The sequence below is a fragment of the Mycobacterium leprae TN genome, from assembly GCF_000195855.1.
GTDB classification, from domain to species: Bacteria; Actinomycetota; Actinomycetes; order Mycobacteriales; family Mycobacteriaceae; genus Mycobacterium; species Mycobacterium leprae.
In genome coordinates, this window is sequence record NC_002677.1 from 3,028,622 (window position 1) to 3,055,075 (window position 26,454).

Sequence of the window (26,454 nt, forward strand, 5' to 3'; positions counted from 1 at the left end):
AGGTAGCGGGCGAGTTATGGGCAACATGGTTTCGCGGCAGTGTCATTGCAAGACACACAATCCAAGAGATTGATGCAATCGCACCGGTTGACCATCAAACTCAGTCGGATACGCCGCATCCGGCTGAAGGCCATCGGATCCACTGGCTCGCTCAGCGGCTGCATCAGTCGAGAAATCAGCTCGCGCTGCTGCTCGGTAAACAACGCCGTGATCCGCATATCGACCAAAAAACGATCGAGTCATCATGAGCTCTAAGCCAGCATGTCAATCCGCCAGCCAACAGCCTTCTTTAGTACAGCTTTCTTTAGTACAGCCTATGTATCATGTATACTGAACTGCTTTGTCTAGCAATAAATAGAAGTCCGGCGTAATGCCATTGCGGGCCTGGCAGTAGAACGACCACACGTACACCCCTGGATGCACTGTCACGGAAACCTGTGTCTCGTTCTGGTTGCAGGTTAATATCGGGCCCATTGACACGCTTTGTCCTTAAGCCGTTTCCGGTAGGCGTCCGCACTCCCCAGCAGGCACCGTGAAACGCGAGATAACTCATCGTGCTCACCACGGTGGTAATACCACCAACACTCAGAATCGGCATCCGGCACGAGATGCCCGACACCCGGGGAGGGCGGTAGACCGACGAACTCGAAAAACCCCACGCAATTACCGATGACGACGCTGAAGAAGAAATGCTGGCCCTGACCCTCCGGGCAGATCTAGCTACTTGATCAGTAGCATGCCTAGGATGTTGCTGTAGAAGTCTACTGCGGGCCATGTCCGAACACATCTGCGCACGACATGCTTGATCCAGTCGAGCTAGAATTCGCTGTTGGTGCTGTACAGCTTGATCACCGTTAGCTCCCTCAATCCCCGACGGACCCAGAAACCCAGCCCCAGCCAGGTTCCAAATCTGGACCTAGCATCAGATTCGGCTTTGCTCTAGGGACTCACTGTGCATGAAACGCAAGCACCGCGCGCGAGAAATGAGGCGCTAGGTGTCAACCTCGACGGAATCCGATTGCCAGTCCAGCTCGGGTACCCCGCGCATTGGGACCGGTGGACACAAACGACGATCGACGCCGCCGCCCCAACCGTCATCGCGGGCAAAAGCATCCTCGCGGCGACCATCGCTGACATCGCTGCTGAAGCGGGCCGTTCCGCGGTATCCTTTTACAGCGGTATCCTTTTACAATTGCTACGACTGCCAAAGGCAGACGATAATCCGTCGGAGGGACCTACGCTGTCCAGGTTGAAGCCAACGAATGGGCGCTTTCGGTAACCCTGCATAGCCCTTCTCCAACCGCGGCCGTGCATGTTACGCTAATGCAATTCACGAGCATATTTGTCTTGGTCGCACTCGGCTCGTCGAGCTGACCGGTATGTCTCCTCTGGAAATAATCAGCGACAACTTCGCCTAGTATTGACTAGGGATGTACGCTATCTCGATCTTTTTATCGCCGAGAAGGTTCAGACACGCCCAAGCTGGGGGCTACTGCCCCGACGATGAGCCCAGCTAATCGCCGTAACTATCTTGCTATGTCCAGCGCAACGGGACCCGTGTCAGCGCGGAGGCACTCGATGACGATCAACCTGCATCAAGAGCCTCGCCAACATCTACTACCGAACCAGCTACGGCAGCAAAAACGCAGACGGTGGGCACTGAGGCCCGATCGCCGGGAGTTATCCGCGAGTTTATCGGGCTGCCGGGACCAACCGCTGGGCGCACCGACTCCAGCGGGCACCCGTTCCAAGGGCTGTACTGCCTCGCGGCGGAACGTAAGCTGAAGGTAACAATAAGGCCACCACCCAAGACGACAGCAACTTCATTTAAGCACTATATTAGGTAGTAGTATATAGGCCACCCACAGCATCGGATTTCCTGGCTGGAATACCAGGTTCCGGGGTTTTGAAAGCACCTTGCTGTTCGATCACACATTAGTTGACCTCAGGGTCGAGGTACGCTGGCTGCTAGAAGCTCATAACGTAGAAACCGTTGTACTGCTAGGCAATTGAGGCATGGGCTACTTTATGCCCACCTACCAGCAGCAAGCGGTAGACCAGAACGTCATTCCGCTAGAAGGTAGGCAGCCGAACTGATAAAGTTGCTCGTTACCTATGGCTATGTTGCCACCACCGTGTATCCAGGACGCCTGGATGTATGCTGGCGGCGGCGACTAAGGCGACTCGGTCACCACCGATCCCAACCTGGATCTGTACAGTTCGCAAAGCGGCCCGCAGTGCGCGTCAGGATTTTGCCACTTGCTACTGCTTGGCGCAGACCAAGCGACACCATGCCATCACCAACTGGGCCCAGCCGGAGATCAAACGCGTTCGCCCAGCCGGGTTTTCCGATTTGCCGCTCGCTGCGATACGCACTTGGGCCGACCTACGAATGGTCGACCCCAGCATTAAGTCGACCAAGTGTGCACCCAACCTGTGTTACGCGGACATCCCGGGGAAAGCAAACCGCTCCGCGTATGGCATCGCTGCTATCTGCACACTACGCAATTGGCTTAATTGGGTACCCTGTGGATGGCCTCAAGCCCGGGCCGAGCCACACCGGGCCCGCATAACCCGACCGGCCTTGGTGATCAACACCAAGGCAGATGCAAGAGTTTGGCCGTTTGACGCACAGCGCACCCACGACGCACGTGAATACTGATTAAGACGCAATACTCGATCAATACCAACCACTACATTTACCAACCCAGGCACGCGCAGCGAGCAGGACGACACCATTGCCAACTGGATCAACAAGCAATGGCAGTGAGAGTTCTCGCCGAGCCACTGGCCAATCCATAATGTCGTTGGTCAACCAAACGACCAACTGTTAGCTTGGAAAGTGCTCAGCCAAAACAAGCCCCGCAGACATGGGAAAGACGACCAATGCCATTCGCTATTACTCCTGAGCATCAAAAACTTGTCGATTCGATGCGCTCCCTGTTAGCGCGTGTAGCACCATCCGAGCTGCTGTACAAGACGATAGGGTATTCTCCTGGAAAACGTGTGAACACGCCGCCATACTGGCAAACTGCGGCTGAACAAGGGGCTTCAGGGAGTGCATCTGGCCGAATCCGTTGGCAGTCAAAGTTTCGGCAGGCCATCGTCCTGACCGAATTCGGCTACTGGGCCGATCGTGCCGTAAGCGATCTCCAGCGCGCTGAATCTCGGGATGACGAAGGGGCCCCCGGACCTCACAGTCGGTATCTAGCTCTGCTGGCCGCCTAGGCCGTCGGAGTGGCGCTCTGGGCAACCGACCCCGCAGCATCAACGTTCGCCAAGAGATCCGCAAGCAGTTCGGCAAACCGATTGGCCAGTTCCAGGACATCAAACACACATGCGCAGAGCATGCTAGATGATCGTTGACTCCGACCAGGCCACCGCCGGGGTGTACAACCCCGCTCTCGCGACCGACGAAGCTAGCCAAAATAGCTAAAATATAGAGTTGGTTCCAGCGCTGAGATCCGCGCCGAGGGAGCCTCGCTCGATGCGATGCCACGCAAAGTCGCTATCGCCGAAGGCGGGTGGGTGTTGCCGTGTATACCCAAGCCACCAGGCCAGGTGGAGTAAGTCATCATTACCCATGAGTTCACCGCCGAACAGGTTAAGCAGCCGCCTCTTGGCATCGCGGCGTGGATCATTTCGTCGATCGGAGGTACAAACGCCGAACGGCTGTTAAGGTTGCCGCACGACCCGTAACGACGTTCGGGCGCTGAAGGTTTTTGCCGCACCGAAGCGGCCAAAAGCCTCCAGCCCCTCAGCAGGGGCAACCGCGTTCAGCCAAGACATATCCCAGTGTTGGCAATGACCCAATAATGTTTTGTTGGTGCTTCCCATGCCATCCAGGCCCCCACTAATCCGTCGGTATCCCACCCCAGTCCATTGAGTAGACACGGCCTACGGCAATGCCGTTCTGCCGGTCAGCCAGATTCGCGGCAAGCACACTCTAGGCAACGATGTCTGCTGATGCGACGGTAGGCTCCTCGACAGTCTGAGTCGGAGCAGCACCGAACAGCTTTCTTTCCGGTCACCCCCTGTGCCCAGCGCACCAGCCGCAGCCTTACGGACGAAATGCAGTAAAATCAACAATTGCTAACTCTCCTTCCACAAGGTGAAGAAAATGCGAAAGTAAAAGAATTATGTTACTATTTTATGCAAAATCTACACGAAGAGAACTCTTATAAACTATCCTTGATATATACTTGATAGTCATCCCTATTACTTAGGTAATACCATGTACTAATGAAACCGTCTACGCACTAGTAGTAGACGGAATTCCTAAAGATATTGACTAGAGGAAGATTTTGATCTTAGCAGTCATCAAGCTGTTTACCGGTTCACGGGGCTAGGTCAATAAGCCTTGTGTATATTTAATATCCTTTCCTGATTGGGATCGAATAAAATTCCCTACTGCTCTAGGAACACCATATTCCCATCAAGGTGTAGCAAGTTTTAAATAAGTGGGCTTTGTTCACATACAACAGCAGCGACTTTCGCTTCGGCGATCAAGGCGCTCGCGAGGCATAGGAGGCCCCCGGTGCCTGCACCTCAAAAATTCCGGTAACGATAATATCGATAGGGAGAATGTTCAACAAAACACATACTGATACCCAGATCTACTGACTTGCACCCCCGAGGAGGTCGTCGCAATGATGTCCGTACCCGGCCAACAAAAACAACGTCAGAGGGTTCCGTGCGCACCCGAGGATAGCCCCGTTATCCAGACCCGGAGAGGACAAGACCGACACAGCTGTCGTCATTTTTGAGAACGCGAACAAGCGACCATTCAATCAACACGAGAACAACGAACACGACAAACGTTGACCTCGCACTCGCGATACACTGAGCCCTCGACTATCTGGCAACAAACAAGCCGCCGACCGCCTCTCAGCGTCGTCCGCATCACTGTACAAGAAGTGTTTACCGCACTGATCGAGCAACTTCTGACCGACCTGGTTGAGCAGTCCGCCAAAGCCGGCTACACCACTCAGGCCCGACGGTAACCGTAGTGGAGGATCAACCCCCGAGATTGGCTATTTTAATGAACCTCGAAATCGCGGAGTTCGCGCTTGAGGACCTTGCCGGTGGGGTTACGCGGTAGCTCTTCGAGGAAGATCACTTCTCGCGGCACCTTGTAGCGGGCCAAGTGATCGCGAACGTAGGCTTTGATCGCGTCCTCGTCAATAGTGGCGTCCTGCTTCTTTACCACGAATGCACGCAGCCGAGCGCCCCACTCCTTGTCGTCAACACCGATCGCGGTGGCCTCCACCACTTCAGGATGCCCGCTGATCAGATCCTCGACTTCGGCAGGGAACACGTTCTCGCCGCCGGAAACGATCATCTCATCGTCACGGCCACTGATATACAGCAAGTCATGCTCATCGAAGTAGCCGACGTCGCCCGACGATAACAGGCCATCGATAATCTGCTTGCCACCGCCGCCAGTGTAACCCTCGAATGGGAAGGCGTTCCCTACGAAGATCCGACCAACCTGGCCTCGCGGCACTTCTTTGCCGCTATCGTCAAGGATCTTAACCTTGACGCCCTTAACTACCGGACCAACTGTCGCCGAGTTGATTTGCAGGTCCTTGGGTCCTGCTATCGTGGCAAACGCGATCTCGGTCGAACCGTACATGTTGTAGATGACGGGGCCGAGTTCCTCGAGCGCGCGTGTGGCTAGTTCGGCACCCAGTTGCGATCCAGATACGAACACGACACGCAAGCTGGACAAATCGGACTTGGTCTCCAAGTTCTCGAGCGTGTCGAGGATCCGCGACAGCATGACCGGCACCACAACCATGGCTGTTGCCTGGTGTTTTTCGATGTCTTCGAGCACTGTCGCCGGCTTGAACCGGCGCCGCAGCACCAGCGTCGACCCCAGGAACATCGCAAGCGTGGCGTGCAGATACCCCAGAGCGTGGAACATCGGCGCCGGCAGCAACGTCACCTCGTGCGCCCTGAACGGGACCTTCGACAAGATGCCACCGAGTGGCGCAAGCGATGCGGGGGTATTGCGGTTGGCTCCCTTAGGGGTGCCGGTCGTCCCGCTGGTCAGGATGATGATCGAGGCGCGCTTACGTACCTTCGGGGCTGGCGCGCTGCTACTGCGCGCGATTAACTCCGCTAACGTCTCGTCGGTGCTGCCCGGCGGTTCCTCTTCGTCTGGGTTGACGCCGAGCGCCCGCAATTTGCCGAGTGCCGGTTCGGCTTTGCTGACAACTTTGGTGTACTCGTCGTCGTAGATGATTACCTTGGCTCCCTCGCGCTCCGACACCTCTTTGATTTGCGGGCCAGAGAATTCGCTATTGAGCAAAATAATGCGGGCGCCCACTCGCGCACAGCCGTAGTTCGCGATGACAAACCAGCGGTGGTTGCGTGCCAAGATGGCGATGCCGTCCCCGCCGCGGACTCCCTTGGCAATTAGCCCATTGGCCAACGCGTGGGCTGCCCTGTCTAACTCCTTGTAGGTTAGTGTCCCCTCTTCGTCGATGAGCGCCGCGCGGTGTGGAGAGCGCCTAGCCGGCATCGCCGGCAGCATGGCGAGATCGCCCCACTTTCTCATAGCGACGGCCATTGCGGCGTAGGTGAGCGGCGGCTCGAACCCGAGCGCGCCCGATTCGAAGATGCTGCGCAGGTAATGTACCTCGGCGGCGCCACGCTCAAGGTAGTGCCGAAGCTTGGTCACAGCCTGCCCAGGCAGGCCAGGGATGTTAGGCATGAGCACACAATATCGTGACGTAGCTATACCAGTAGCGGCAAAAGAATGCGGAATTACCAATGAACTGCCATGACCGGCCCGCTGGAAGTGGCCGGACACCAGGGTGCCATCACGCATACGGACAAAATCATCTTCGACCGACGAGGCGACACCAAGCTTGACTTAATTAATGCAACTATTACCTGAATGTCACCGAGGATGTAGTACTGCGCGGTGTGGCAAACCGACCGATGATCCTGAAGCACTTCGATCAAAGGCATCTCCGAAGAAGCGGTGTCCTAGAAGCCTGCCCCCACACCGACCGGACTGGGTCTACGTTGCCAAACTGCGCTACACGTCGGGTACTTCAGCTACTAAAGCCAGCATACATGACGCTGCCGGCCTAACCTGGGTGGTTTCACCTGGGATGCGTAGATCTCGGCCCACATCCGGTGTTGGCCTAGGACTTCGGTCATCCCGACTAGCAAGGCACCAACCTGAATCACGCTCTCGCGCTGGTGGCACGGTAAGTGCTGGAGAACTACGGCCTGGGGGCGTGGCCGAAGACTTGTGAGTCGCGAGGATTTCATCTCTATACCCGGATCACCCTGCGGTGACAGTTCGCCACAGGTACGGCTCACCACTCAGACCGTTGCTCGCGAGGTCGAGCGGCGGGTACCTGATGGGCACCATCAGCCGCTGATGGAAGGAAATAACCGGCAGAAGGTCGGTCGACTTCAACCAGAACGCCAAAGACCGCACCGTCGCGTGGACGTACTCTGTGTGCGGTTACCCCAGATGCCCGGGTATCGACGCCGTTGCATTGGGACGATGTCGCCGATTGCAAGCACGAGACGTTCATCATCGCCACCGTGCCCAATCGATTCGCCAAAGTCAGTTACCCGGTGGCAGGTATTAACTACGCGCTTGGGCACGTTACCGACTGCTGATGCTGGCCGAAGAAATGGGACTCTTCCCAAAAGCAGGCACCCAAAGCGTCTGGCACACTGCTAGTCCTAACAGCGGTCGGTGCAAATTCCCGATACCGATTGTCTAGATAGCCCGCGCCAAGACCAAGGATGAGACGACGACAGCGCGCCGGTCGACACCGCCAGCACCAATCCCACCCGGCTACAACCAGCCAATATCTGTACTCTACGGAATGTGTTGGATCGAATTTGATCCAGTATCGGAGCAGGATCAAACTGCAGCATGTGCCGATTAGACCAGCACCCACATCAAGACGAACTGATTACTGATTGCAGCCGTGGCACGGCTACAAGCCGAAAGCATTGCAGAACCACGAAGCGGTACAACATTACTCGAGCTAGTAATGCTTCCTGTCGGTGCAGATGCGAGCCCGCCACGCGATACTCTCAACACGACACGAGACGGATGGGATCGGCGTGAGTTCCTGCAGCTCGTCGGGGCCCCACAGGCAGGGTTGCTGGACGCCAGCGGTTGTTTTTCACCCAAACGGCTGCCGGAGACCCCGGGAGGCGAAGCGGTAACAATCACAAGCCTTTTCGGTCAAACCATCATCACGGAGTCACTCAAGCGAGTTGTTCGTGCCGGTTACACTGACCAAGACGACCTGTTCGCAGGGGGTATGGTGCCCATCACGGTAATCAACTGGTTCGGCGATCAGCCGTTCGCAGTCTGCCAGTGGACCCAACCTAAACTCGGTATAGCGCAACCCGTAGTGTTAAACTTCGATAACGGCATTCCGGTCGACCAAATCGCTGGACTAAAGACAACGCACTAGGGTAGCAGCCCTAGAGTACTGGCAGACAGATTTCCTCGACGAGATGGGTTGGGCAATAGCCGAACAACATCAAATCGTTCAACGACGATCACCGCGCAATCATCCCACGTGATCACATCAAAGCTATGCTTGGTTCCGCTGATGTGGCGACTGGTGACCGAAGGCCCAGATAACCAAAAGCCGATGCCGACCAACCCCGACACAGCAGCATCGCAAGGGACCTGAAAAAACTGTCACATTTTCACCGTCAAAGACCAGGCCGGCCCGACCGCCTTTTCGTCAACATTGAGCTAACCGATGGCCACCGAACAACTGGCTGAACAAACCGGCAAGATCCTGAGTTAAACCCGGCTCAATTACCTGTCTTTGAGCTTTTACTAAGGCACCTCTGGCAATGCTCCAAAATCCCTCCCCACTACCCTTATTCCGGCGTTACCTTCAAAGAATGAGCGTTATGGAAACAACAAGCAACCATACGCAAGAGCTATCTAAAAACTTGGTAAGGAACGATACCATTCTCAATTACGGCGATCAAGCGCTGATGCTGCAATGCGGCAGCACCTCTGATGTCCTGGCATGGGCAGATGCGTTACGTGCGGCGGCACTACCCGGTGTGGTCGACATCGTCCCAGGCGCCCGCACCGTGTTGGTGAAACTCGGCGGACCCCGCGACCAAAAGGTCACCCTTCAGCGGCTACGCAAGCTGCGGGTCACCCCGGAGGCGACTGCGCCAGCTGACCGCGGCGCCGACGTGGTGATCGACGTCGTCTACGACGGCCCGGACCTCGCCGAGGTTGCCCGCACTACCGGACTGACGGTAGCGAAGGTCATCACCGCCCATACCGGCACTCCGTGGCGGGTTGGATTCAATGGCTTCGCACCAGGTTTCGCATATCTGGTCGACGGCGATCCACGACTGCGAGTGCCACGCCGGTGCGATCCGCGGACCTCGGTGCCGCCTGGTTCGGTCGCCCTCGCCGACGAATTCAGCGCGATATATCCGCGCCAATCTCCTGGCGGTTGGCAACTCATCGGCCACACCAACACAGTGCTGTGGGACACCAACCGGCCCAATCCCGCATTGCTGACACAGGGCATGTGGGTGCAGTTCCGTGCCACGTAAAAGAATCGTAGAGAGCCCACCATGACAAACCCGCCAATCAAGTTGGAGATCCTGCGTAGTGGCCCGTTTGCAGTCGTGCAGGACCTCGGTCGGGCCGGGCTGGCTCACTTCGGCGTCGGTCGGTCCGGAGCCGCCGACCGACGCGCACACAAGCTAGCCAACCGATTGGTCGCCAACCCCGACGACCGCGCCACGGTCGAAGTGACGTTCGGTGGTTTCTCAGCTCGAGTTTGCGGAGGCAACGTCTATGTTGCGGTCACGGGCGCCGACACCAACCCCACGGCTAACGGTATTGTGTTTGGCACTAACAGTATACAACATATCCGCGATGGGCAGGTGATCTCGCTGGGCGCACCGCATGTCGGGCTGCGGACGTATCTAGCGGTGCGCGGTGGTATCTGCGTCACCCCGGTGCTGGGTTCACGCAGCTACGACGTTTTGTCTGCAATCGGTCCGGCGCCACTACGAGCCGGTGACGAGTTGCCAGTCGGCGACCACACCGACCACTACCCCGCACTCGACCACGCCCCCGTGGCCGCCATCACCGGCAATCCTGTTGAGCTGCTGGTCATACCCGGGCCGCACGACGATTGGTTCATCGATCCCGACGTACTGGTGCATACCGACTGGGTAGCCTCCGACCGCAGCGACCGGGTAGGGATGCGGTTGCTCGGCAGCCCCTTGCTGTACCGATACCCGGACCGTCAGCTGCCTAGCGAAGGCACCACTTGCGGAGCAATTCAATTACCGCCCAACGGGTTACCAGTGATCCTGGGGCCCGATCACCCAGTCACTGGTGGCTACCCAGTAGCGGGCGTGGTGATCGATGAGGACATCGACAAGCTCGCTCAGTTGCGGCCTGGCCAGCAAGTGCGGCTGCACTGGGTAAGGACCCAGTCGTCGCCACTGGAACGACTACGGTCCGCGTCCCAGAACTGACTGTTCTAGTAACACCAACCCGGTAGATAAAGCCTGGTAAACTACTATGGATACCCACCACGTACATACCGCCCGCCTGGTTCATACCGCCGATCTCGACGGCGAGACTCTCCGGCGCCTCCAGCAGATGGTCACCGACGCTTTCGCCGGAGACTTCGACGAGACCGACTGGGAACACGCATTGGGCGGGATGCACGCCCTGATCTGGCGGCACGGCACAATCATTGCGCACGCCGCGGTCGTTCAGCGGCGACTATTCTACCACGGCAACGCGTTGCGTTGCGGTTACCTCGAAGGTGTCGCGGTACGGAAGGACTGCCGGGGCCGCGGACTTGTACATGCGCTGCTGGACGCTATCGAGCAAGTGATACGCGGCGCCTATCAATTCGGTGCCTTGAGTTCCTCGGACCGAGCCCGTCGGGTGTATATGTCGCGCGGGTGGTTACCATGGCTCGGCCCGACGTCAGTGCTGGCTCCTACCGGTGTGATCCGTACGCCCGATGATGACGGCTCGGTGTTTGTCCTTCCGGTCGGCATCAACCCGGACACCTCCTCGGGGTTGATGTGCGATTGGCGCGCAGGCAACGTGTGGTAACTTGGATGGTAAGTATGTTTGGATTGTCATGGCCGCTTCTGCGTACGGACCCCGCCACTCATATCCGAGATGTTCAAGCGAACCTACAGTGGCAAACTGGTTAGCGAGGGTCGAGCTACCCGCCTCGTTGCGTACCGGAATGTCCACCAGCCGCAGGCACCATTGATGGAACTAGAGTCCCTCAGCGGCATTTCGCAGTGAAGTTTCCGATATCTATTGCGGTCTTGGTGAGAGCTCCATTTTTCTTGAAAAATAAGGATATTCGGTGACTAGTCCGGAAAGATCGCCCACCGCAATCGAAAAATGCCGGAACCATCCGGCAAAAATCGGCGTCACGGTCGACTTCGCAGCCACCGACGAGCAACCAACTTCACTGGCTACGACAGGAGCTTCAACACCATGGTGAACAACGCAGTTGGCCACTGTTTTAAGCGAAAATGAAAACAATATAATGCCGGGCTGCACCGAGCGACCTGACCCGACGCGCACTAGCATCTGTTCTGCTTCTCTGAGGGCAACATCAACGGAATTGGGGCGCTGATCAACGCGGTACCCGAATCCAACGTTCAGCGAAACGCTGACCACCAACGGCTGGCGAATGGACTTCCTCGGTACCGCAACATATCTTGTCGAAATTCAGGAATTTCTTCGACGCCAATTTACCAGAATGCTCGGGGACGAGTATTCGGAGCAACTGCGCGACGTTGGATACCAAATCGCAACCATTTTCACTGCTACTCAGTTCCGACTCGGTACACCTACCGATGATGGCTTTGCACGCCAAGCTGATTGACTAACACACGCATCTCACTCCGAGTGCCTCACCTGGCCTGTACTCCGCTTACTGGGTCAGGATTGTAGCGGTGAGTCGAAAATTCACACACTGGGCCAGTGGCGGCAACACCCAGGCAACAAAAGGATTCTAGCGTGATCACGAGCAAGGTCACGATAGTAACCTCGGAGAATGGCTATAGGCCATTCACACCTGCTATCAGATTTGGATCCCGAAAACACTGCGGCCTAGGAAGCCGACAACCTAAAGCCTAGCCTGTAGCAACTTGATCTGGTGGGCCGCCACCAAGCAGATCGAGTTCTCTACCTGGTCTATCTGGTTAAGTGATGATGCCGGTTCATCCCTACGTCCGTGGATGACCTTTAGACAGGCTATAAGTTCCTGTTAGGGCGCCACGGCAACGCTGATCGGAAGGATTCCCGCGAGTACCTCCTACAACATTTACCACCGCAAGGTTCGACGGGCGTAACTGGACCATATCTTCGCGGTGGTGCTGTTGATATTCACCATCGGCACACTACTACTGCCAGCCAATCCCATTCTGCCGCTGTGGCCGTACCTAGAGTGCACGGCCTTTGCCGGCTTAGTCGGAAGCAATTCCGCCTCGGCCATGACAAACATCAACGCGTTTTCCGCAGCGACCCACTGGCTGGGCACTGACTCGCAACACCAGCGGCGCCAACCTCGAGATGCCGGCTATCTAGGCCCCGGTGGACCTGTCGGTGATCGCGACGGTGGGCAACCAACAGCCCTACTGGGTGTGTACCGTATATCTGGTGATGCTGGCAGTCAGCATAATCAACATGGTGAGCGACATGGACAATTTACACAGTACTGTATCGCGGTGAACACCTCGCTGGCGGTGCTATCTGAACCGTATATCTGGCTGATCGCGCTGCTCCACATCGTCACTTTCGTCTTCGTCGGGTTTTCGTTCGCATTTGGCCCAGTGCTGCAAATACACGCATTGCCGACAGTCAAAGCACGGCGCAGACTTCACTGCATTAGAACCAAATCTTTTTTCTGTTACCACTCTTGGTCTAACTATACCGCGACTAAGGCAGCCGTATCACTGACCGCTTCTGAGGTGAGCTGGTCATCCTTGCCGCCTTCTGTGCTCTTATATCAAGCTCTGGAATAATTTTCACCGCAACAACTTTCGTTTACTATACCGGAGGTATCCATACGCTGCCGGAACGATGATTCAGTTACGTGACTAAATTCTTCACACTGTCAGCGTAGACAATCGCCTGATATATAAAAAGATTGCATAGATTTTCGAAGCACGCAACCGGTGACTGACGCCGAGCGGCGGCTGTAGTCATGTTCGATGTCCGGAGCACTGACTTGTCCTTGCCGGCACAAGTGGAGGCATCAGTGTCAATCTGACTTCGCCGCCGACCCACCGGAACAGTGTATCGGCGACATCGGCTTTTCTGGGTGTTCCTGGTTGATCTACGTGACCACCTCGGTGTTGACCTGAGGACTTATACGTGCACCAGTCGCAGCCAGCCTCCGCTCATGCCGTGTTAGAAACTGCGTCGTCAGTGACGTCGGCTTAATGTATCCGATCGGTCTAGTGTCGACATAAGCCTCATTGAGTATCAACTGCACTCCATTTCACACCCGGTTGACCGGAAAATGACTAGGGTTAGTGGGTAAGCGACAGCGACCCAGTGGAACCGGGTGTCATTTTAATAGTGCTAATAGGGGAAGAAAGTGAGTTTGATAGTGATCCGGTTAGCCTATGGAGGCGTTTGACTAGGCGCTGGTAGCGGTGGGAGTGGGAATCGCGAGTTTGGCGGCTGCGGCCTCGCTGAGTGCACCTTTAGATACGGGTTGCCCTTGCTGGTCTTGCCGGCACTGCTAACCGGCCCGAACGAAATGGTACGAGGGCATGGCTTGGCTTATGAGACTAGGTGTTCGTGGGTGGTTAAGCGACTCATGTCGGTTTCGACCTCAGTCAGGATGTTCTGCTGGTTGCTGACGCTGATACTCGAAACTCTCAGTGAGAGCACTCAACGGTGTTGATAACACATTCGGCAACGATGGCGGGATCGACCAGAATCGGATTGGTGCCGCCGGTGTTGGGATCGGGAGCGATGTCGGTACCAGGATTGGTGCCGGGCGCGTCGGCGCCGGTGCGGTCGATCAGGACTTCGATCATGTCCTGCGTTGACAGCGTGATCAGGGGTAAGGCCACCAACCAGATTTGATCAGCACGTTCTAGACTAACTTTTCTAGCCCGCCGCCAATAGCGGGTGTGGTTGCGGGTCAGATCCACCCACAGCCGAGTGTAGTCGCGCAGCGGTGGATAGAACTTGGCCGATGGCACGAAAGTTGATCACAGCAAGCCCTTCTCGGTGAGATTGGCCAACCACACCGCATCTAGCTTGTCGGTCTTGCTCTGGGCAAGCACATTCTCCACATTCCGGGTGGTGACCAGCTGCACCTACAGTCACGCTACCTTCAGCAGGTAGTACCAGATCCACCAGTAGTCCGTGGTGGACTCTACGGTCACTTTTTCGATACCGGCCTCGATTAGCTGCTAGGCCAGCTCCGCCTATGGTCTTGGTGCATGTTGGGCACGTCTCACACCCGGCTGAACCATCGTTCCCATTTGGTCGATCACTAAAACTCATGTTCGGCGTCAGGAATCTCCCCCGGCCCCGACACCACCGCAAACTTCCGCTTGTACCCGCGTTGTGCTGCTATTTGGCTTGTCGTCCAATTGAATCCATACCACTGCGTCAGTGGTAGATCGTCCGAAGTCCTCATTCAAGAGAAGCAAATTCTGACTGTCATGCTCTAAGCAGCAATACGTGACCCTTCCAGGTCAGATCCCGGCGTCAAGTTTGGCTACAGACTCACTGGACCATAACCAGGTCGGTGGCGAGCAACTCGACCTCATCTTCACACCGACGAGGCGTCCCACAAGAACAACAAAACTTGGCCCGAATTAGTACACACCGTCGGTGCAGATCTTGATAAGCGCGTCCCGGATATCGTCAGGTACGGATCAGCAAGTAGGAGGGGATGCCGGCTTTGCTAGCCAGTTGACCCTACTGGAAAATATCTCTTCGGTATGCTCGATGCAGCCTTGGTAGAAGAATCATAGGCTGGGCAATCGTTGGCCGCAAAGCGAAGCAGAACCTACTGCGATTCCCGCCGGGACGTGTCGGCGCAAAGGCTTAAATGTTGCGCAACGACCTGATTTTGACAAACCGATGAGATCGGCAACAACAAGATCGTCCGCCGCAATTTGTTTTGCACACTGGCCGACGGTCAGCGACAAGTTGTTGCTAGTCACTATCGCCACCATGGTCGGGTCGGTGGCTGTGTAAGCATATTCCCCGCCTCGGGAATTGCCCCTTTGGGGGCCGTACCTGAACCACGTCTCGGCATTCGTGTTTGCTTATCTCAACGGTAAGCAACATCGTGCTGCTGACCAATCCTGGCGTGCAGCTGTGACCGTATATGCTGTACGCGGTATTGAGCGGCGACAACAACTACGCGGCACGCTGATTAGCGTAAACGCCTTTCTACTCTGAGCGGCGCGGGAGCCCAACGTTAGCCACCAATGCCGGCGCCGACAACCTCGAGGTGCTAGTCATCCAGCTCGTCGGCTTACTGGTAGTCTCCACCGCAGACCACCAAGCGCCCTACTGGGTGTTCTGGGCTATAGTCAGCGTCACGGCAGCACTGTTCACGGACAACCCGGCCTGCATTACAGCGAGTGCCCAATTTTGCCATAGACATCCACCACAACGCCGCGTTGGCGCGAGCAGCGTTGTGTATGGCCACCGCGGTTCTCTGTGGGTCGGTAGCCAGAGTGATTTTCCAAACCGATCAAGGCGATGTCACGCAGTCGATAGGGCGTACCGGGTCCGATCTTGACGATGCTGTCGGGGAATCTTCGAACTCCCCCATTGAATGGTAATGATTGCGTAACAACCACTTCCATAATCCATAACCGGTAAGAAACTGTTCCACGCAGTTATTGCTGGACTAACAACTTAACAGGGCACATAAGCATCCCACCAACGGCATGCTCAGTCCGATCGATTACGAACACATCTGCACACAGCCGAACAACGCGACACCTGGCACCCAGCCCGACCACGGACAAATCACACGAACCCAGATGGAAGCGGCTCCACCGCCGCTGTTCTTTCCGCCCAGCACCGCGCAGGAGCAATGGCAAGCACAGAGCCCTGCCCCGCCGAATCACGCAGCTCCCAGCTTCACACCAACAATCACCCCCACTACAAACAAAACCTCTACAGTTTCAGGGGATTGGCGACGCAGCGCTGGATAGTACAGCAAGATGACCTTCGTCGGACCACTATTGGGGTCGTTGTCACGGATCTACGGTGGAAAGTAACCGATCGCACGGAAAGTAACCGCGTCACTCTGGGCGTGCTGGGCAGCAAATGACCCCAACCCGGGATGGACAATGGGTCGGTCTTTAAAATGACTCCGCCGGTCTCCGAGGGTGGCGAATTGTTTCGGTGGGCATGTGCTATCTGCTGGACCAGGGGCTGTTTCAGAACAGTTACGCGCCTGCGGCACCGATCTGATCACAACATAGCCGCTGAACCTCCACGCCGAACTAGAGCAAAACAATTGCCAACAGATTTCCATAGGGACGATTCCCCAACACGATCTGGCTGTTTACAGCTTTGCTGACGAGGAGCACGGCACCAACTAAAGCTTGACTTTGCTCGACTGTGCGACTTTAACCTGCCTTTGGCAAGCACGAACCCCCGTGGAGGCTTCTCGGCCAAGTAGCAAAGACACTGCGTTTATCGTTCGACACAGCGGAATGTATCGACCGAATCATCACCGAAAGCGTAAAAAATCAGTGGAACGACGAACGCCGTACATACTGACCACCACATAGGATGTTACCGACGGAGGTCCTTTTGCCGCCAGTGCCATTTCATCGACCGTACTGACCAAGACCACCGAAATTGTGCAGTTCATGTTCATGGGGCCAGTGTTCAATTAGCTGCTCAAGCTGCTGGGGACGACAAGATAACCCTCCGGATGTCGATGTGCGCATTGCAGCTTGGGCATCCCGCGCTACGGGATACGCTCCGAAGCACTACCTTACATGTCGGTGGACATGCTCGTCGACGCCATCGGCCCGACAATGCAGCGCTACCTTTGTCGGTCATATCAGCTAGCCCAAGCTAGGCGGTGACCCAGAAGACGGGCTGTATTTGCCTTTCAGGCATTACATGTACCGGTCAGACCGGCACGGAAAACTGCGGACACCAACCAAGTAGCTACCGTCGTCAAGCGTTAATGCCTGCTCCAGAATCGGCACTTTGACCGTAGCGCGACCCCCGCGGCCGTCGACGATCCCGCGTGAAATCACTGCTACTCCCGAAAACGGGTGAACATTGCCTATTGCGTGAACCGACCAGTCGTCAAACCGGAACAACACCGAGGAGGTGACGTCATGAAAGCAGCACACCGACACCACAACCAGGTAGTAGGTATGTACAGGAGGTCAGCCACATTTGAATATCGTTTTCTCCTTGCTCATTGACGTCGTTTACAGACGTAGCATATTACTAATAGGAATAGGAACTTTGCGGCCGACTACTCGATGAATGTCACAGCCGTGTCAACAGCCTCTGGAGCGTTGACGAAGGAGACGGATTGCGACAACTTGTCTGGGGTCCTATAGCACGCATTTTTATTCGTACTTGTAGTTCTGCACATGAGGCTGCATCGCGGCTTAGAACTCCTCCGCTAGAACGAATGAAGTCCTCGCACAGGCCGTCTACCAGCAGCAAGCCGTAGTGCAGGTCATCCAGCCCGGCTTGTATCGATTCGATCCACGGAGCGGTGCTTTTCCAGTCGAACGGTGGTTAGGATGTAGTACATCAGGAACCGGTCAATGTAACGGATCAGCATTCGGTGTCCGAATTGCTGGACAGCAGCTGCCTAGGCAAGCAGGCCACCGTTGCCACTTACATAAAAGGTTCCAGCCTTTCTCAGCGGTAGATGACACCCACGTTCTTACCATGGGCCTCGACACACTGCCACGGGCAACCCAAGATGCCCAACTTGAACTTGGGCGGCACCGATAAACCCCGGTAGCGCAATTTCAGGCCGATGACCAGGTGCACCGAATCCTACTGACCCGTAGCGACACCAGTGGCTACCCACGCAGTTCTTCACCGGACGCACCGCTTTGCCCATAGATGTGGCCAAATCACATACTGCCGGACACCAACCGCTTCTAGATCTGCGGCAGCTGGTACACACATGGGATTCGAACAGATCGATCCTCTGGCCGAAAGTGATCTTGGTGTAGAGCCCGAAGTCTGGCCAATCTGCCCAATCAAAATCAGATGCTCCGGCTCGTCGGCAGCAAGCCCCACGCGGTGCCACGCCAACAAGTAGCGCCACGCTGGCTGAACGGCGCGTAATGTGATCCTAACCTTTCGATACCAAGTTGGCTTACAACCACGAGTTTGCAGATTTTGCAAAACTTTCCGCGGCCAAAGCACGCCAACAGGACAAAGAACGTGCAGATTTCGATGGCAGCGATTATTTCAAAGAGTTCAGGTCACGTATTGACTGAAGTGCTCACACAGCGCTTTAAATTGTTCCAAGTCCTCGGCTTCCAGCAGCTATTTGAGCAGCGGCAACAAAACCCACAGAATGTCTCGGCCGCCGTGCATGCCTTGAGTGCAGGAACATCAGCGCATGCTATTAACGTCGTCCACTCGTTGAGCAGTCCGACCGTCAGCGCCGTAGCGCCTCTAGTCTGCTAGGCTGGAGCGGTCAGCTCGAGCAGGTCCCCGAGCTGACCGGGTAACGACCATAGGGCGCAACACCCCCGGACGATGAAGCATCGACGACCAAGATTCGCATCGAGCAAATTCTTGGCGACGTCGGAAAGTACCAGTTTGGTGTATGTCCAGTTTACCGCGTCATTAATGACAACTTCGATAAAGTTCTCGGTCGCACCCATAGCTTCGCTGAAGCTAGCCGCATCGGCACTAAGCAGTTTGAGGCAGTTTGAGTTTGGTCGATCAGACCGCATTTGGAAACTCCACAGTCTCGTCCAACAGCTGGTCCATAAAGCAGACATTTTGGATTCACGTGCAGGGCCCTCTACTGCGACGTAGACATCCGGAAAACCCCTGTTCAGCATGACAAGTCGGTGGGCGTTCTGTGCAGCTCGGCGATCATCACCGCCGGACTGCTAACTCATCGCACGGCCTAATACCCGCAGCGAAGATCACAACCCGACATCTATGACATTTTATTATTCTGACCGTAGATAAGACACACCCACAACGACTTAAGGCAGCTCAAATGTTCAACAGATTCAATCAATTAGGTACCTGTTCCGACATGAACGGCGAAACCAAGATCGGTGATTAGCCACGCCAGCAACGCGCCACCAGCCGCGGCAATTTGGTCGACCATCAAGTACGGCATCATCTCGATGACGTGGGTTTGCAACCAAAACTGGCACAGCGCGTTTGCGACCCCTAGCGTCAGCAGGTCGCCACCAATTGACCACGCCCGAGCATGCAATGGCCGACCTCCAGCGTGCGGTGGGCACCGGCCCAAATAGCATCAATATCGTCAACTGTACGGTAAACGTGACACTCGAATAGGGTGGTAGCCGGGCATCAGCGAAACAAAAGCATTATGACTCGGCCGCCAGCACCAGGGCGGCATAACTATACCACTAGCCGTAAACGGTTATCTACCGATTTGTTACGCGGCCGATTTCAACGAAGCGCTTGTTGCACAGCAACCGAACCCGATAGTCAGTGGCATAATCATTGCTAGGCAACACCAGCGAGCCACAATTCCAATTATCGCTGTAAGAAATCAGACCAACGCGGTCACAAGCCGCATAGACCTCCCCGGTCAGGATGGTGATTCGCCTGTACCCGCCCTATTCAGTAGCACTGCAGCGGGCACGGAGCACTTCCGGCTAGCTGGTGGCCCACCGTGCTGTGCCCGACCACGATGAGGTGGCGGGTCGCATCGTGCGTTGCAGACCGGCTGGAGCCATGACTTTGAGGGAAAGGTAGGATTAATCAAAACCGCCGGGGACTGGCTTCAAGCACGTTACCATTGGAATAAGCTCGGCCTTCAATCCGGCAGCTGAGATCGTCAAGAATGGCGACGACACAGTGTCACCTCGAAACTGTCGGGTGTTGACGTAGACAAATACGTCAACATAAAGGTCTACCGTGAGCCTGGGTATTCACGACGAACACCGCGATGAGCACGGCGGAGACAGAAGCGCTGACCGCATGCTGCACGAGGTCCGCTACAGCTCGTTTCACAGGGCCTTCCAGCTGACCGTGCACGTCACCAGCGAGGTAATCGAACCTTCCTATGACGCCGGTATATTGACGGTGCGGGTCACCGATGCCTTTAAGGTATCCTGACGCAGGCCAAGCGCAACGTATCGTCATCACTAGAAGTAACTTCGGGGCCAAGCGATACAGATGAATCCGGCAGGGTCATCAGTTCCGTCGGATCCATCGAATCGACTACTAGATAGATGACTACCCACGGTGAAAATGACAGACCCGGCAGACATTCCAGCAGCGCTATCATCTATTCAGCAGGCACGATCTGACCCGACGAAGGCCACATTGGGTCTCCTTACTAAATCACGCTACGTGGTCTATCTCACATAAGGGCCGCGCCGTGGATAGTATCGGGGGCATACTGTGATCCATAGCACCGCCTGCCGAGGAGATCCGTTTGTATGCCACTACTGAACTCGCCGAACTTCACGACCTCATCGGCAGAATGCGACGGTCCGTAGCCTCGTTTAAGGCGCGATACGGAGACAGTCCCGCGATGCGTCGCATCGCCATCGACGCTGATCGGATCCTCAGCGACATCGAACTGCTTGATGCTGACATCTCCGAATTGGACCTGGCTCGCGCCACCGTCCAGCAGTCGAACGAGAAGATCGCTATTCCCGACACCCAATACGACAGCGACTTCTGGCGTGATGTTGACGACGAAGGCGTCGGGGGCCACAGCAGGTCCTAACAATCAAACCCCCGAAAATCAAGGGGGTGCTCTGTGTACCCTTAGACCAGGTAACACGGGAAAAGATCCCAGTAAATGAGCACACCCACACCGAACCGGCCTGCTACCAGCATGTTCTCAGCTGCTCGGGCCCAAATACCACAACAAAGGCTCTGCACTGACTGGTAGTGGTTGCCGCCGCTAATAACTAATATCGGTTTTTCAACTTTCATTCTTTACGCCACTATCCGAGCGTTCTTGAGTAGCAACGATTGGGCAGCTGAATACCACTATCTGGCGCGGTTATATTTGCCGTGTATCAGCATCTGCTGCGAGCCCAGCGCCAACTAATTCAACATCTGATTGGGTCATTTCCCATAGTGGATGTTGGAATGCTAGCATTACCATTCTTGCTTACGGTTCGACTTACCTGCTACTATATTAGTACGAAACATGCTATAGGTCGGTGTAGCAGTCGCTGACCAGAAGTGTAGTATCCGAACCACGAGTACAGTACACCGGCTAAGCCTGGCTCAGGCTAATCACCCAAAAAACCTACCGCATACCTTATTCTATACAGAGCTGGTGGACTGGGTAATCAACAGATACGACATAATAATATAATGGCGTTCCATCCACTCGCCGGCTTAGGCAACGCCATTTTGGTGATCAATTTGCTTTTACTGTGATGCTACACCATCTCGTGCCATTTGTGTCGGCACATCAGTGATAGCTGACTCAAGCATTTCTCCAAACACCCAGTACGACACTGGATCTGGACACAGGCCAGGAACTTGAACACCCATCACATGCAATTCCCATAGATCACACTGGGCGCATTGACGCTGACCGACTTCTACATCACGCTGACGGCTAGCAGCACCATCACAGAAATCAGATTGTTGGTTGAGAAGGCGGTATCGAAATACCAGTAAGAGCTAAGCCCGGTTCTCCATGGCTGAGGTCGAACGCCACTCCTAAGACTGTAGTAGTGGTAAGTGGCGACGATACGATACTACATGATGCAGTCATCGAGGCGGGTTACGGGGCATGCGGGTCACAGTAGTGTGTAAACACCTGTTCGGCAAGGCCTACACGAGGATGGCCGAGGGCGGTTGCGGATTGCCCTGGGCAATACCAACCCGAAGGACGATTAGCGGACCCACTTCGGCGACACGATGTGCGGTGGGAAGTCTATCAGCAACTGGTAAATAGCCGAGGTGATCGCCACGGTACACGCGCACCTCAACATAAGAAAATTAACCATGGGGCTGGAGTTTATCCGCACCATCCAACAGAAGAGCGTCGCATTGCAGCAGTAAGATGACGTTGAACTCGGTTATTACGAAGTGTGGATCAAGGTTTTCGCCGAATGCACGATCACCGAGCTGATTAAAGACAATACAAAAAAACGGGTAACGTATAGTCGGCACTTTCGGCTACTTGCGCGAAAGTAGTTGGTTCGTAGTGTTCTAGGCTCCTGCTGTTGTGCTGGCCCTCGGCGGCATCGGCAAGTCATTCAAGGTGACTTCGAATTCCTGGAAAAACACTGGAAACGGGAATGCCTTGGCACTGCGAGCTGGCGCATCGCTAATCAACATGGAGTGCGTCCAGTTGCACACGACGGGAATGGTGTAGCCCCAGCGTGAAAGGCATACTAGGTACCAAAGGTACTCGTAGCGGCGGGGTTCTGAAGAACTCAGACGGCAAGTGGTTCATTTTCGACTACATACAGCCGGTGTTCAAAGGCTAGTACGCTGAAACCGAACACAGAGGCTGGCCAATGGCTAAAGAACAATGACTCCACCCGTCGCACGCCGGACTTGCTGCTGCACGATGAAGTTGCGCACGATCAACTCCGAGGTCAAAGCCGGCCAAGTCACCCCGCACGGCGTGGTCTACCTCGACATCACGTACCATCTGACACCCGCTTACATCAAGCGACGGTTGCCGTCAATGCATAACCAGTTCATGTAGCTCGCCGATGTCGACATCGCCACGCAGCCAATAGAAGTCGGTCCCACCTGTCACTACGTCATGGGCGTTATCGAAGTCGACACGGATACTGGCGCGCCGATAGTCCCCAGGCTGTTCGTTGCCGACAAATGTTCCGGCAGCATGCACGGCTCCAACAGGCTGGGCAGCAATTCGTTATCAGATCTGCTGGTCTTCAGCTGGTAGTCCGGCCTAGGAGCCGCAGACTGCGTGCGGGCACTGGGCAGCCGTCCGATTGTCGCACCGGAGGTTGTCTACACCTCGGCCAAGCAGGCGCTAAAAACCTTAGAGGGTACGAAAGACGGCTCGGCTCCAGAAAATCCGTACACACGGTACATGGACTTGCAGTATTTGATACACGACCTAGTCGGCATCATCTGCAACCAGGAGGAGATAGTGCGAGCGCTGACATTTAGTTAAAGGAGTGGCGTACTTGATACCAAAACATGCTTATATGAAGAACATCGCCAATAAAACCTAGGCTAGAATCTAGCCATCGATCTGCGCAACGTGCTGCTGGTTAGCGAGTTCGTGGTTAAGGCCGCGCTGGAACTCGTCAAAAGCCGCGGCAGCCATCCCAATATGGACTCCCTGCGTGATGCAAGACTCTGTTGGTCTGTCGGGCAACGCAAAACATCAACGGCAGAGCTGACGGTGCACACGTCACCATCACCCACGAAACCCAGGTACCCATGCGGCCCAACTTGCTGGAACCCTTCGAAATCCTCGGGATTGGCGAAGTCTTACACCGATGAAGAGCTGGTCGAAAGGTCAGGTCGGAAGTGTTAAATAACCTACGAGGCATAGGATTCCCAGTATAGCGTGGCGACGAAGATGGTCGCGCACTCCATGACTTCACGGTAGAGGTCAACGAGATCGTGTTTGATATCATTTTCCGGCTGTAAAGGACGCAGAATACCGACCAACCGCGCGGTACGCCGGAACTGCAGGGCAGGTGCGGATCATGCCCGGCGGAGATCAACGGCAGACTAGGACTGATGTGTATGACTCGGATGTTGACATTCGGAGAAGACGAAGTCGTTACCCCTACCCTAGGGCGAACATTCCCGTTCATTCGCGATCCGGTCACCAACGTGTCGTTCAACTACTAGAAAGATCCCATCGTTCGGGCTGATCAAAGCACTACAGTGCACTACAGTCCGGTGAATATCTTATGACGCAAGTTGACGTCCAAAGCTTGCATGGAGTCCCGAAAGTGCATCGCATGCTTCCTGTACCGAAACAGCTGCCACGTAGTACTCGATGACGAGGAAAACAAGCAGGCGTTCGCCGGACCGCGGTTCTTGATGCGGAGTGTCGAGTTGGAGATGCATCCGCTGAACACAAGCGACCGACGTCAACAGGAGCAGAAAAAGCACGGCCCGGGTTACTACAACACCACCAAGTGCTGCACCGAGGTCTTCCCAGAAAAACATCAAGAACACCGATACCGATTAAATTAATAGAGTCTAGTAGACGACCGCAAAACCGATCCTGTGGCGTGACTGAGTAGTAAGTTGTTTCACCATGTGGTGCTACACCCACGCGAGGAAGCTAACGGAAATCTATAACAGTCACCCATCGGCACAGCGCACACCCTAAATCTAAACAACATTATAGGACACCTGAATTTCAGGACTAAGCGCTCGTTGTGCTGTCAGAAGCCGAGCCTACGAAACATACTGCGGTGGAACACAATAGGCGCCACGTCGGGATCTACGGTGACCTGGCTAACTCGCAGCACCACAATAGTGTGATCACCAGCCGGAATCAGCTGTTTGATCGCACTCTCTAGCCATAGGCTGGTGCCTTTGATGAAGACCGCACCGGTGTCATTGGACACCGTTTCTAAACCGGCGAACCTATCCCCGTGCTTAGTGGCCAGCGTGCACGCCACCTCGTCATGGACCTCACCCAACACACTGATGCCCAGCATCGGTACAGCTTTGAGTTTTAGCCACGTTGTCGAAACGTTTTGCACACAAAACGACACTAGCGGAGGCTCTAAGGATACAGGTACAAAGGTGCTGGCCGCCAGACCTTCCCGAACTCCTTCGACCTCAGCCGCAATAGCCACCACCCCGGACGGGAAGTGGCCGAAAGCATCACGAAGTAAGGACGGTGTCAGGCTGTTCATTGCTCGCATTAGATCTTACCCGCTGGGTCTCACACAGACCGGGAGTACCCGGCGAATACCCTTTGCTTGGCGGGAACATCCGGGTGATACCGCAATCTGCTCTTCCAAGCATTGCACCCAAATAAACCGAGAAAATTAGAGTCGGACGGGTCTGACCGGTTTTCGAACAACAACGGCCAGGTAACTATGCGAGCTGCTAGTTAGGCGGGTGACGATAGCACCGGCATCCACGCGTCTAACCGTGGATTGAAATTAAATGAAGTACAGCACCGAAATCCGTTCGGCCGCCGGCTGATGCAGGGTGACCCGATGTTCGGTAGCACGCAGGTAGCCGGCCGTCGCTACCTGAAGCAGCTTGCTGATGTTTACGACTAACACCCCGTCCAGTGGCTCAATGTCAATCCAGTCCCGGTCCCCATCCTAACCGGAGTAACGACGTATTGGCCACTAGATTCGGCCAGAAGCTAGGGTGAGGACGCCAGCATCTCGGCCGCGCACTCACACCCTGGGCGGTGGCCATGTGGAGACCAACTTCCTTCCGCCGTGTTTCAGCGGCGGGTGGCCCAACAAAGTCTTTGAGTCGACCACTTCAGGCGGACCACCTAACTAACGATACCAGCCAATGTCCGAACAATGCACGCGCCATATCCTACAGCGTACCGGCCCCATTCGCGGATGATCCCGGGCAATGCAGCCGGGCCACTGCTTGGGGTCCAGCAACCACAGATGTTGCGGCTTACCGAGCCCACATGTATAGGCACACGTTCCAAGGCCGATGTCGATCTGTTCGCATTGAGTCTACCTCGCCACGGGTAGGCGAGCTATTTGACCACATGCAGCAAACAGCATGGGAACCCCCGGGCCATCGCGGTAGGCGGTGCGAGGTTGGGGTTCTCGAGCACAGCTGCGGCGGTGTTGGGTGCCGCCGAGCCATGCGCGCCAGAAGGTCATCGGATCGAGGGCAAACGACACGCGCTGCCGTGGCCAGCTGATCGAATCCAGCGGCAGCAGCAAGCCTGCCAGCTAAGCATCCTCGAACAGGCCGCCTTACAGTGGACCACTGTTGCCACCGGGGCTGCCGTTGGCATAGGACAATTGGCCAGTGGCCCTGCTGAGAGGGCTGATCCATGCCGACCTAAGATCTGGGCTCAGGTCGGCATGGGATCGTATTGGTGAGCAATCGAGCGGGTCCGATTACGCTATAATGACCGGCCGCCGTTACGGGCCGTATGGCAACCCCACCAGCCGGTCGGCAATTTGTCCACCCACTATCAACGCAGATGACATGGATTTCCAGGTGGTCGCAAAGATCCTAGCCAACCAGTTGGCTGGTTGGTTGACCGGTGCATTGTAACCGACACCGACTTGCGTTGA

At 55.6% G+C, this 26,454-nt stretch carries 13 protein-coding genes and 11 pseudogenes; 17 read left to right on the forward strand and 7 right to left on the reverse strand.

Annotated features, from left to right (window positions below; translation table 11 throughout):
- Window positions 1–952 precede the first annotated feature (952 nt).
- The 3 genes and pseudogenes from ML_RS13015 to ML_RS16970 form a co-directional block, all read left to right on the forward strand.
- Complete coding sequence (locus tag ML_RS13015) at window positions 953–1,279, forward strand: hypothetical protein (RefSeq protein ID WP_049769910.1); 327 nt, start codon at window positions 953–955, stop codon at window positions 1,277–1,279.
- Between the two features lie 373 nt (window positions 1,280–1,652).
- Window positions 1,653–2,770 (forward strand): annotated as a pseudogene (locus ML_RS16965) (alpha/beta hydrolase).
- 116 nt (window positions 2,771–2,886) lie between these two features.
- Window positions 2,887–3,347, forward strand: a pseudogene (locus tag ML_RS16970) (hypothetical protein); the annotation flags it as partial.
- Between the two features lie 1,691 nt (window positions 3,348–5,038).
- Here the strand turns inward: ML_RS16970 and fadD2 are convergent.
- Window positions 5,039–6,718, reverse strand: coding sequence for a long-chain-fatty-acid--CoA ligase FadD2 (gene fadD2, locus ML_RS13020; protein WP_041323469.1), 1,680 nt, complete (start codon window positions 6,716–6,718; stop codon window positions 5,039–5,041).
- 69 nt (window positions 6,719–6,787) lie between these two features.
- Between fadD2 and ligD the strand changes: the two are divergent.
- From ligD to aac(2')-Ie, 5 genes and pseudogenes are all read left to right on the forward strand, one after another.
- Window positions 6,788–7,963, forward strand: a pseudogene (ligD, locus tag ML_RS19710) (non-homologous end-joining DNA ligase LigD); the annotation flags it as partial.
- Between the two features lie 67 nt (window positions 7,964–8,030).
- Window positions 8,031–8,756 (forward strand): annotated as a pseudogene (locus ML_RS18260) (hypothetical protein).
- A gap of 160 nt (window positions 8,757–8,916) precedes the next feature.
- Window positions 8,917–9,585, forward strand: coding sequence for a 5-oxoprolinase subunit B family protein (locus ML_RS13030; RefSeq protein WP_010908952.1), 669 nt, complete (start codon window positions 8,917–8,919; stop codon window positions 9,583–9,585).
- 21 nt (window positions 9,586–9,606) lie between these two features.
- Window positions 9,607–10,524 carry a 5-oxoprolinase/urea amidolyase family protein gene (locus ML_RS13035; protein ID WP_010908953.1) on the forward strand — a complete coding sequence of 306 codons (918 nt, stop codon included), beginning with the start codon at window positions 9,607–9,609 and terminating at the stop codon, window positions 10,522–10,524.
- A 46-nt stretch (window positions 10,525–10,570) separates the two neighbouring features.
- The gene (aac(2')-Ie, locus tag ML_RS13040) at window positions 10,571–11,119 is read left to right on the forward strand and encodes an aminoglycoside N-acetyltransferase AAC(2')-Ie (RefSeq protein WP_010908954.1); all 549 of its coding nucleotides are present in this window, start codon (window positions 10,571–10,573) and stop codon (window positions 11,117–11,119) included.
- Window positions 11,120–11,332: 213 nt separating this feature from the next.
- On the opposite strand, the gene ML_RS13045 is transcribed toward aac(2')-Ie, so the two are convergent.
- Window positions 11,333–11,707: a hypothetical protein gene (locus ML_RS13045; RefSeq protein ID WP_145985232.1), complete on the reverse strand. Its 375-nt coding sequence runs from the start codon at window positions 11,705–11,707 to the stop codon at window positions 11,333–11,335.
- A 692-nt stretch (window positions 11,708–12,399) separates the two neighbouring features.
- Here ML_RS13045 and ML_RS13050 point away from each other — a divergent pair.
- The gene (locus tag ML_RS13050) at window positions 12,400–13,053 is read left to right on the forward strand and encodes a hypothetical protein (protein ID WP_064430302.1); all 654 of its coding nucleotides are present in this window, start codon (window positions 12,400–12,402) and stop codon (window positions 13,051–13,053) included.
- Window positions 13,054–13,917: 864 nt separating this feature from the next.
- On the opposite strand, the gene ML_RS13055 is transcribed toward ML_RS13050, so the two are convergent.
- On the reverse strand, window positions 13,918–14,247 hold the full coding sequence (locus ML_RS13055) for a hypothetical protein (RefSeq protein ID WP_041322253.1): 330 nt from the start codon (window positions 14,245–14,247) through the stop codon (window positions 13,918–13,920).
- A gap of 1,998 nt (window positions 14,248–16,245) precedes the next feature.
- Between ML_RS13055 and ML_RS19715 the strand changes: the two are divergent.
- A pseudogene (locus tag ML_RS19715) lies at window positions 16,246–16,328 on the forward strand (hypothetical protein); the annotation flags it as partial.
- A 383-nt stretch (window positions 16,329–16,711) separates the two neighbouring features.
- Window positions 16,712–17,118: pseudogene (locus tag ML_RS16980) on the forward strand (TetR/AcrR family transcriptional regulator).
- A gap of 46 nt (window positions 17,119–17,164) precedes the next feature.
- On the opposite strand, the pseudogene ML_RS13060 reads toward ML_RS16980, so the two are convergent.
- Together ML_RS13060 and ML_RS19720 are read right to left on the reverse strand one after the other, a co-directional pair.
- Window positions 17,165–17,440 (reverse strand): annotated as a pseudogene (locus ML_RS13060) (nitrite reductase (NAD(P)H) small subunit).
- Between the two features lie 35 nt (window positions 17,441–17,475).
- Window positions 17,476–19,921: pseudogene (locus ML_RS19720) on the reverse strand (nitrite/sulfite reductase domain-containing protein).
- 228 nt (window positions 19,922–20,149) lie between these two features.
- Between ML_RS19720 and ML_RS13070 the strand changes: the two are divergent.
- The 5 genes and pseudogenes from ML_RS13070 to ML_RS13085 all read left to right on the forward strand — a co-directional run.
- On the forward strand, window positions 20,150–20,350 hold the full coding sequence (locus tag ML_RS13070; protein ID WP_049769912.1) for an Hsp20 family protein: 201 nt from the start codon (window positions 20,150–20,152) through the stop codon (window positions 20,348–20,350).
- Window positions 20,351–20,720: 370 nt separating this feature from the next.
- Window positions 20,721–20,969, forward strand: a complete 249-nt coding sequence (locus tag ML_RS13075) for a hypothetical protein (protein WP_414085572.1) — start codon at window positions 20,721–20,723, stop codon at window positions 20,967–20,969.
- Window positions 20,970–21,044: 75 nt separating this feature from the next.
- Window positions 21,045–21,883, forward strand: a pseudogene (locus ML_RS18265) (hypothetical protein).
- A 19-nt stretch (window positions 21,884–21,902) separates the two neighbouring features.
- A pseudogene (locus ML_RS13080) lies at window positions 21,903–23,732 on the forward strand (FAD-binding protein).
- Window positions 23,733–23,764: 32 nt separating this feature from the next.
- A pseudogene (locus tag ML_RS13085) lies at window positions 23,765–24,373 on the forward strand (succinate dehydrogenase/fumarate reductase iron-sulfur subunit); the annotation flags it as partial.
- 227 nt (window positions 24,374–24,600) lie between these two features.
- Here ML_RS13085 and ML_RS13090 read toward each other — a convergent pair.
- Window positions 24,601–25,089: a flavin reductase family protein gene (locus ML_RS13090; protein ID WP_010908956.1), complete on the reverse strand. Its 489-nt coding sequence runs from the start codon at window positions 25,087–25,089 to the stop codon at window positions 24,601–24,603.
- 243 nt (window positions 25,090–25,332) lie between these two features.
- Window positions 25,333–25,482, reverse strand: coding sequence for a 2OG-Fe(II) oxygenase family protein (locus tag ML_RS13095; RefSeq protein ID WP_081439385.1), 150 nt, complete (start codon window positions 25,480–25,482; stop codon window positions 25,333–25,335).
- Window positions 25,483–25,965: 483 nt separating this feature from the next.
- On the opposite strand from ML_RS13095, the gene ML_RS13100 reads away from it, so the two are divergent.
- The gene (locus ML_RS13100; RefSeq protein WP_010908957.1) at window positions 25,966–26,256 is read left to right on the forward strand and encodes a hypothetical protein; all 291 of its coding nucleotides are present in this window, start codon (window positions 25,966–25,968) and stop codon (window positions 26,254–26,256) included.
- Window positions 26,257–26,454: the final 198 nt, after the last annotated feature.

Coding starts and splice junctions, on each gene's coding strand:
- fadD2 (WP_041323469.1), bottom strand. CDS start 6,718: ATGCCTAACATCCCTGGCCTGCCTGGGCAGGCTGTGACCAAGCTTCGG.
- ML_RS13030 (WP_010908952.1), top strand. CDS start 8,917: ATGGAAACAACAAGCAACCATACGCAAGAGCTATCTAAAAACTTGGTA.
- ML_RS13035 (WP_010908953.1), top strand. CDS start 9,607: ATGACAAACCCGCCAATCAAGTTGGAGATCCTGCGTAGTGGCCCGTTT.
- ML_RS13075 (WP_414085572.1), top strand. CDS start 20,721: ATGCGACGGTCCGTAGCCTCGTTTAAGGCGCGATACGGAGACAGTCCC.
- ML_RS13090 (WP_010908956.1), bottom strand. CDS start 25,089: ATGCGAGCAATGAACAGCCTGACACCGTCCTTACTTCGTGATGCTTTC.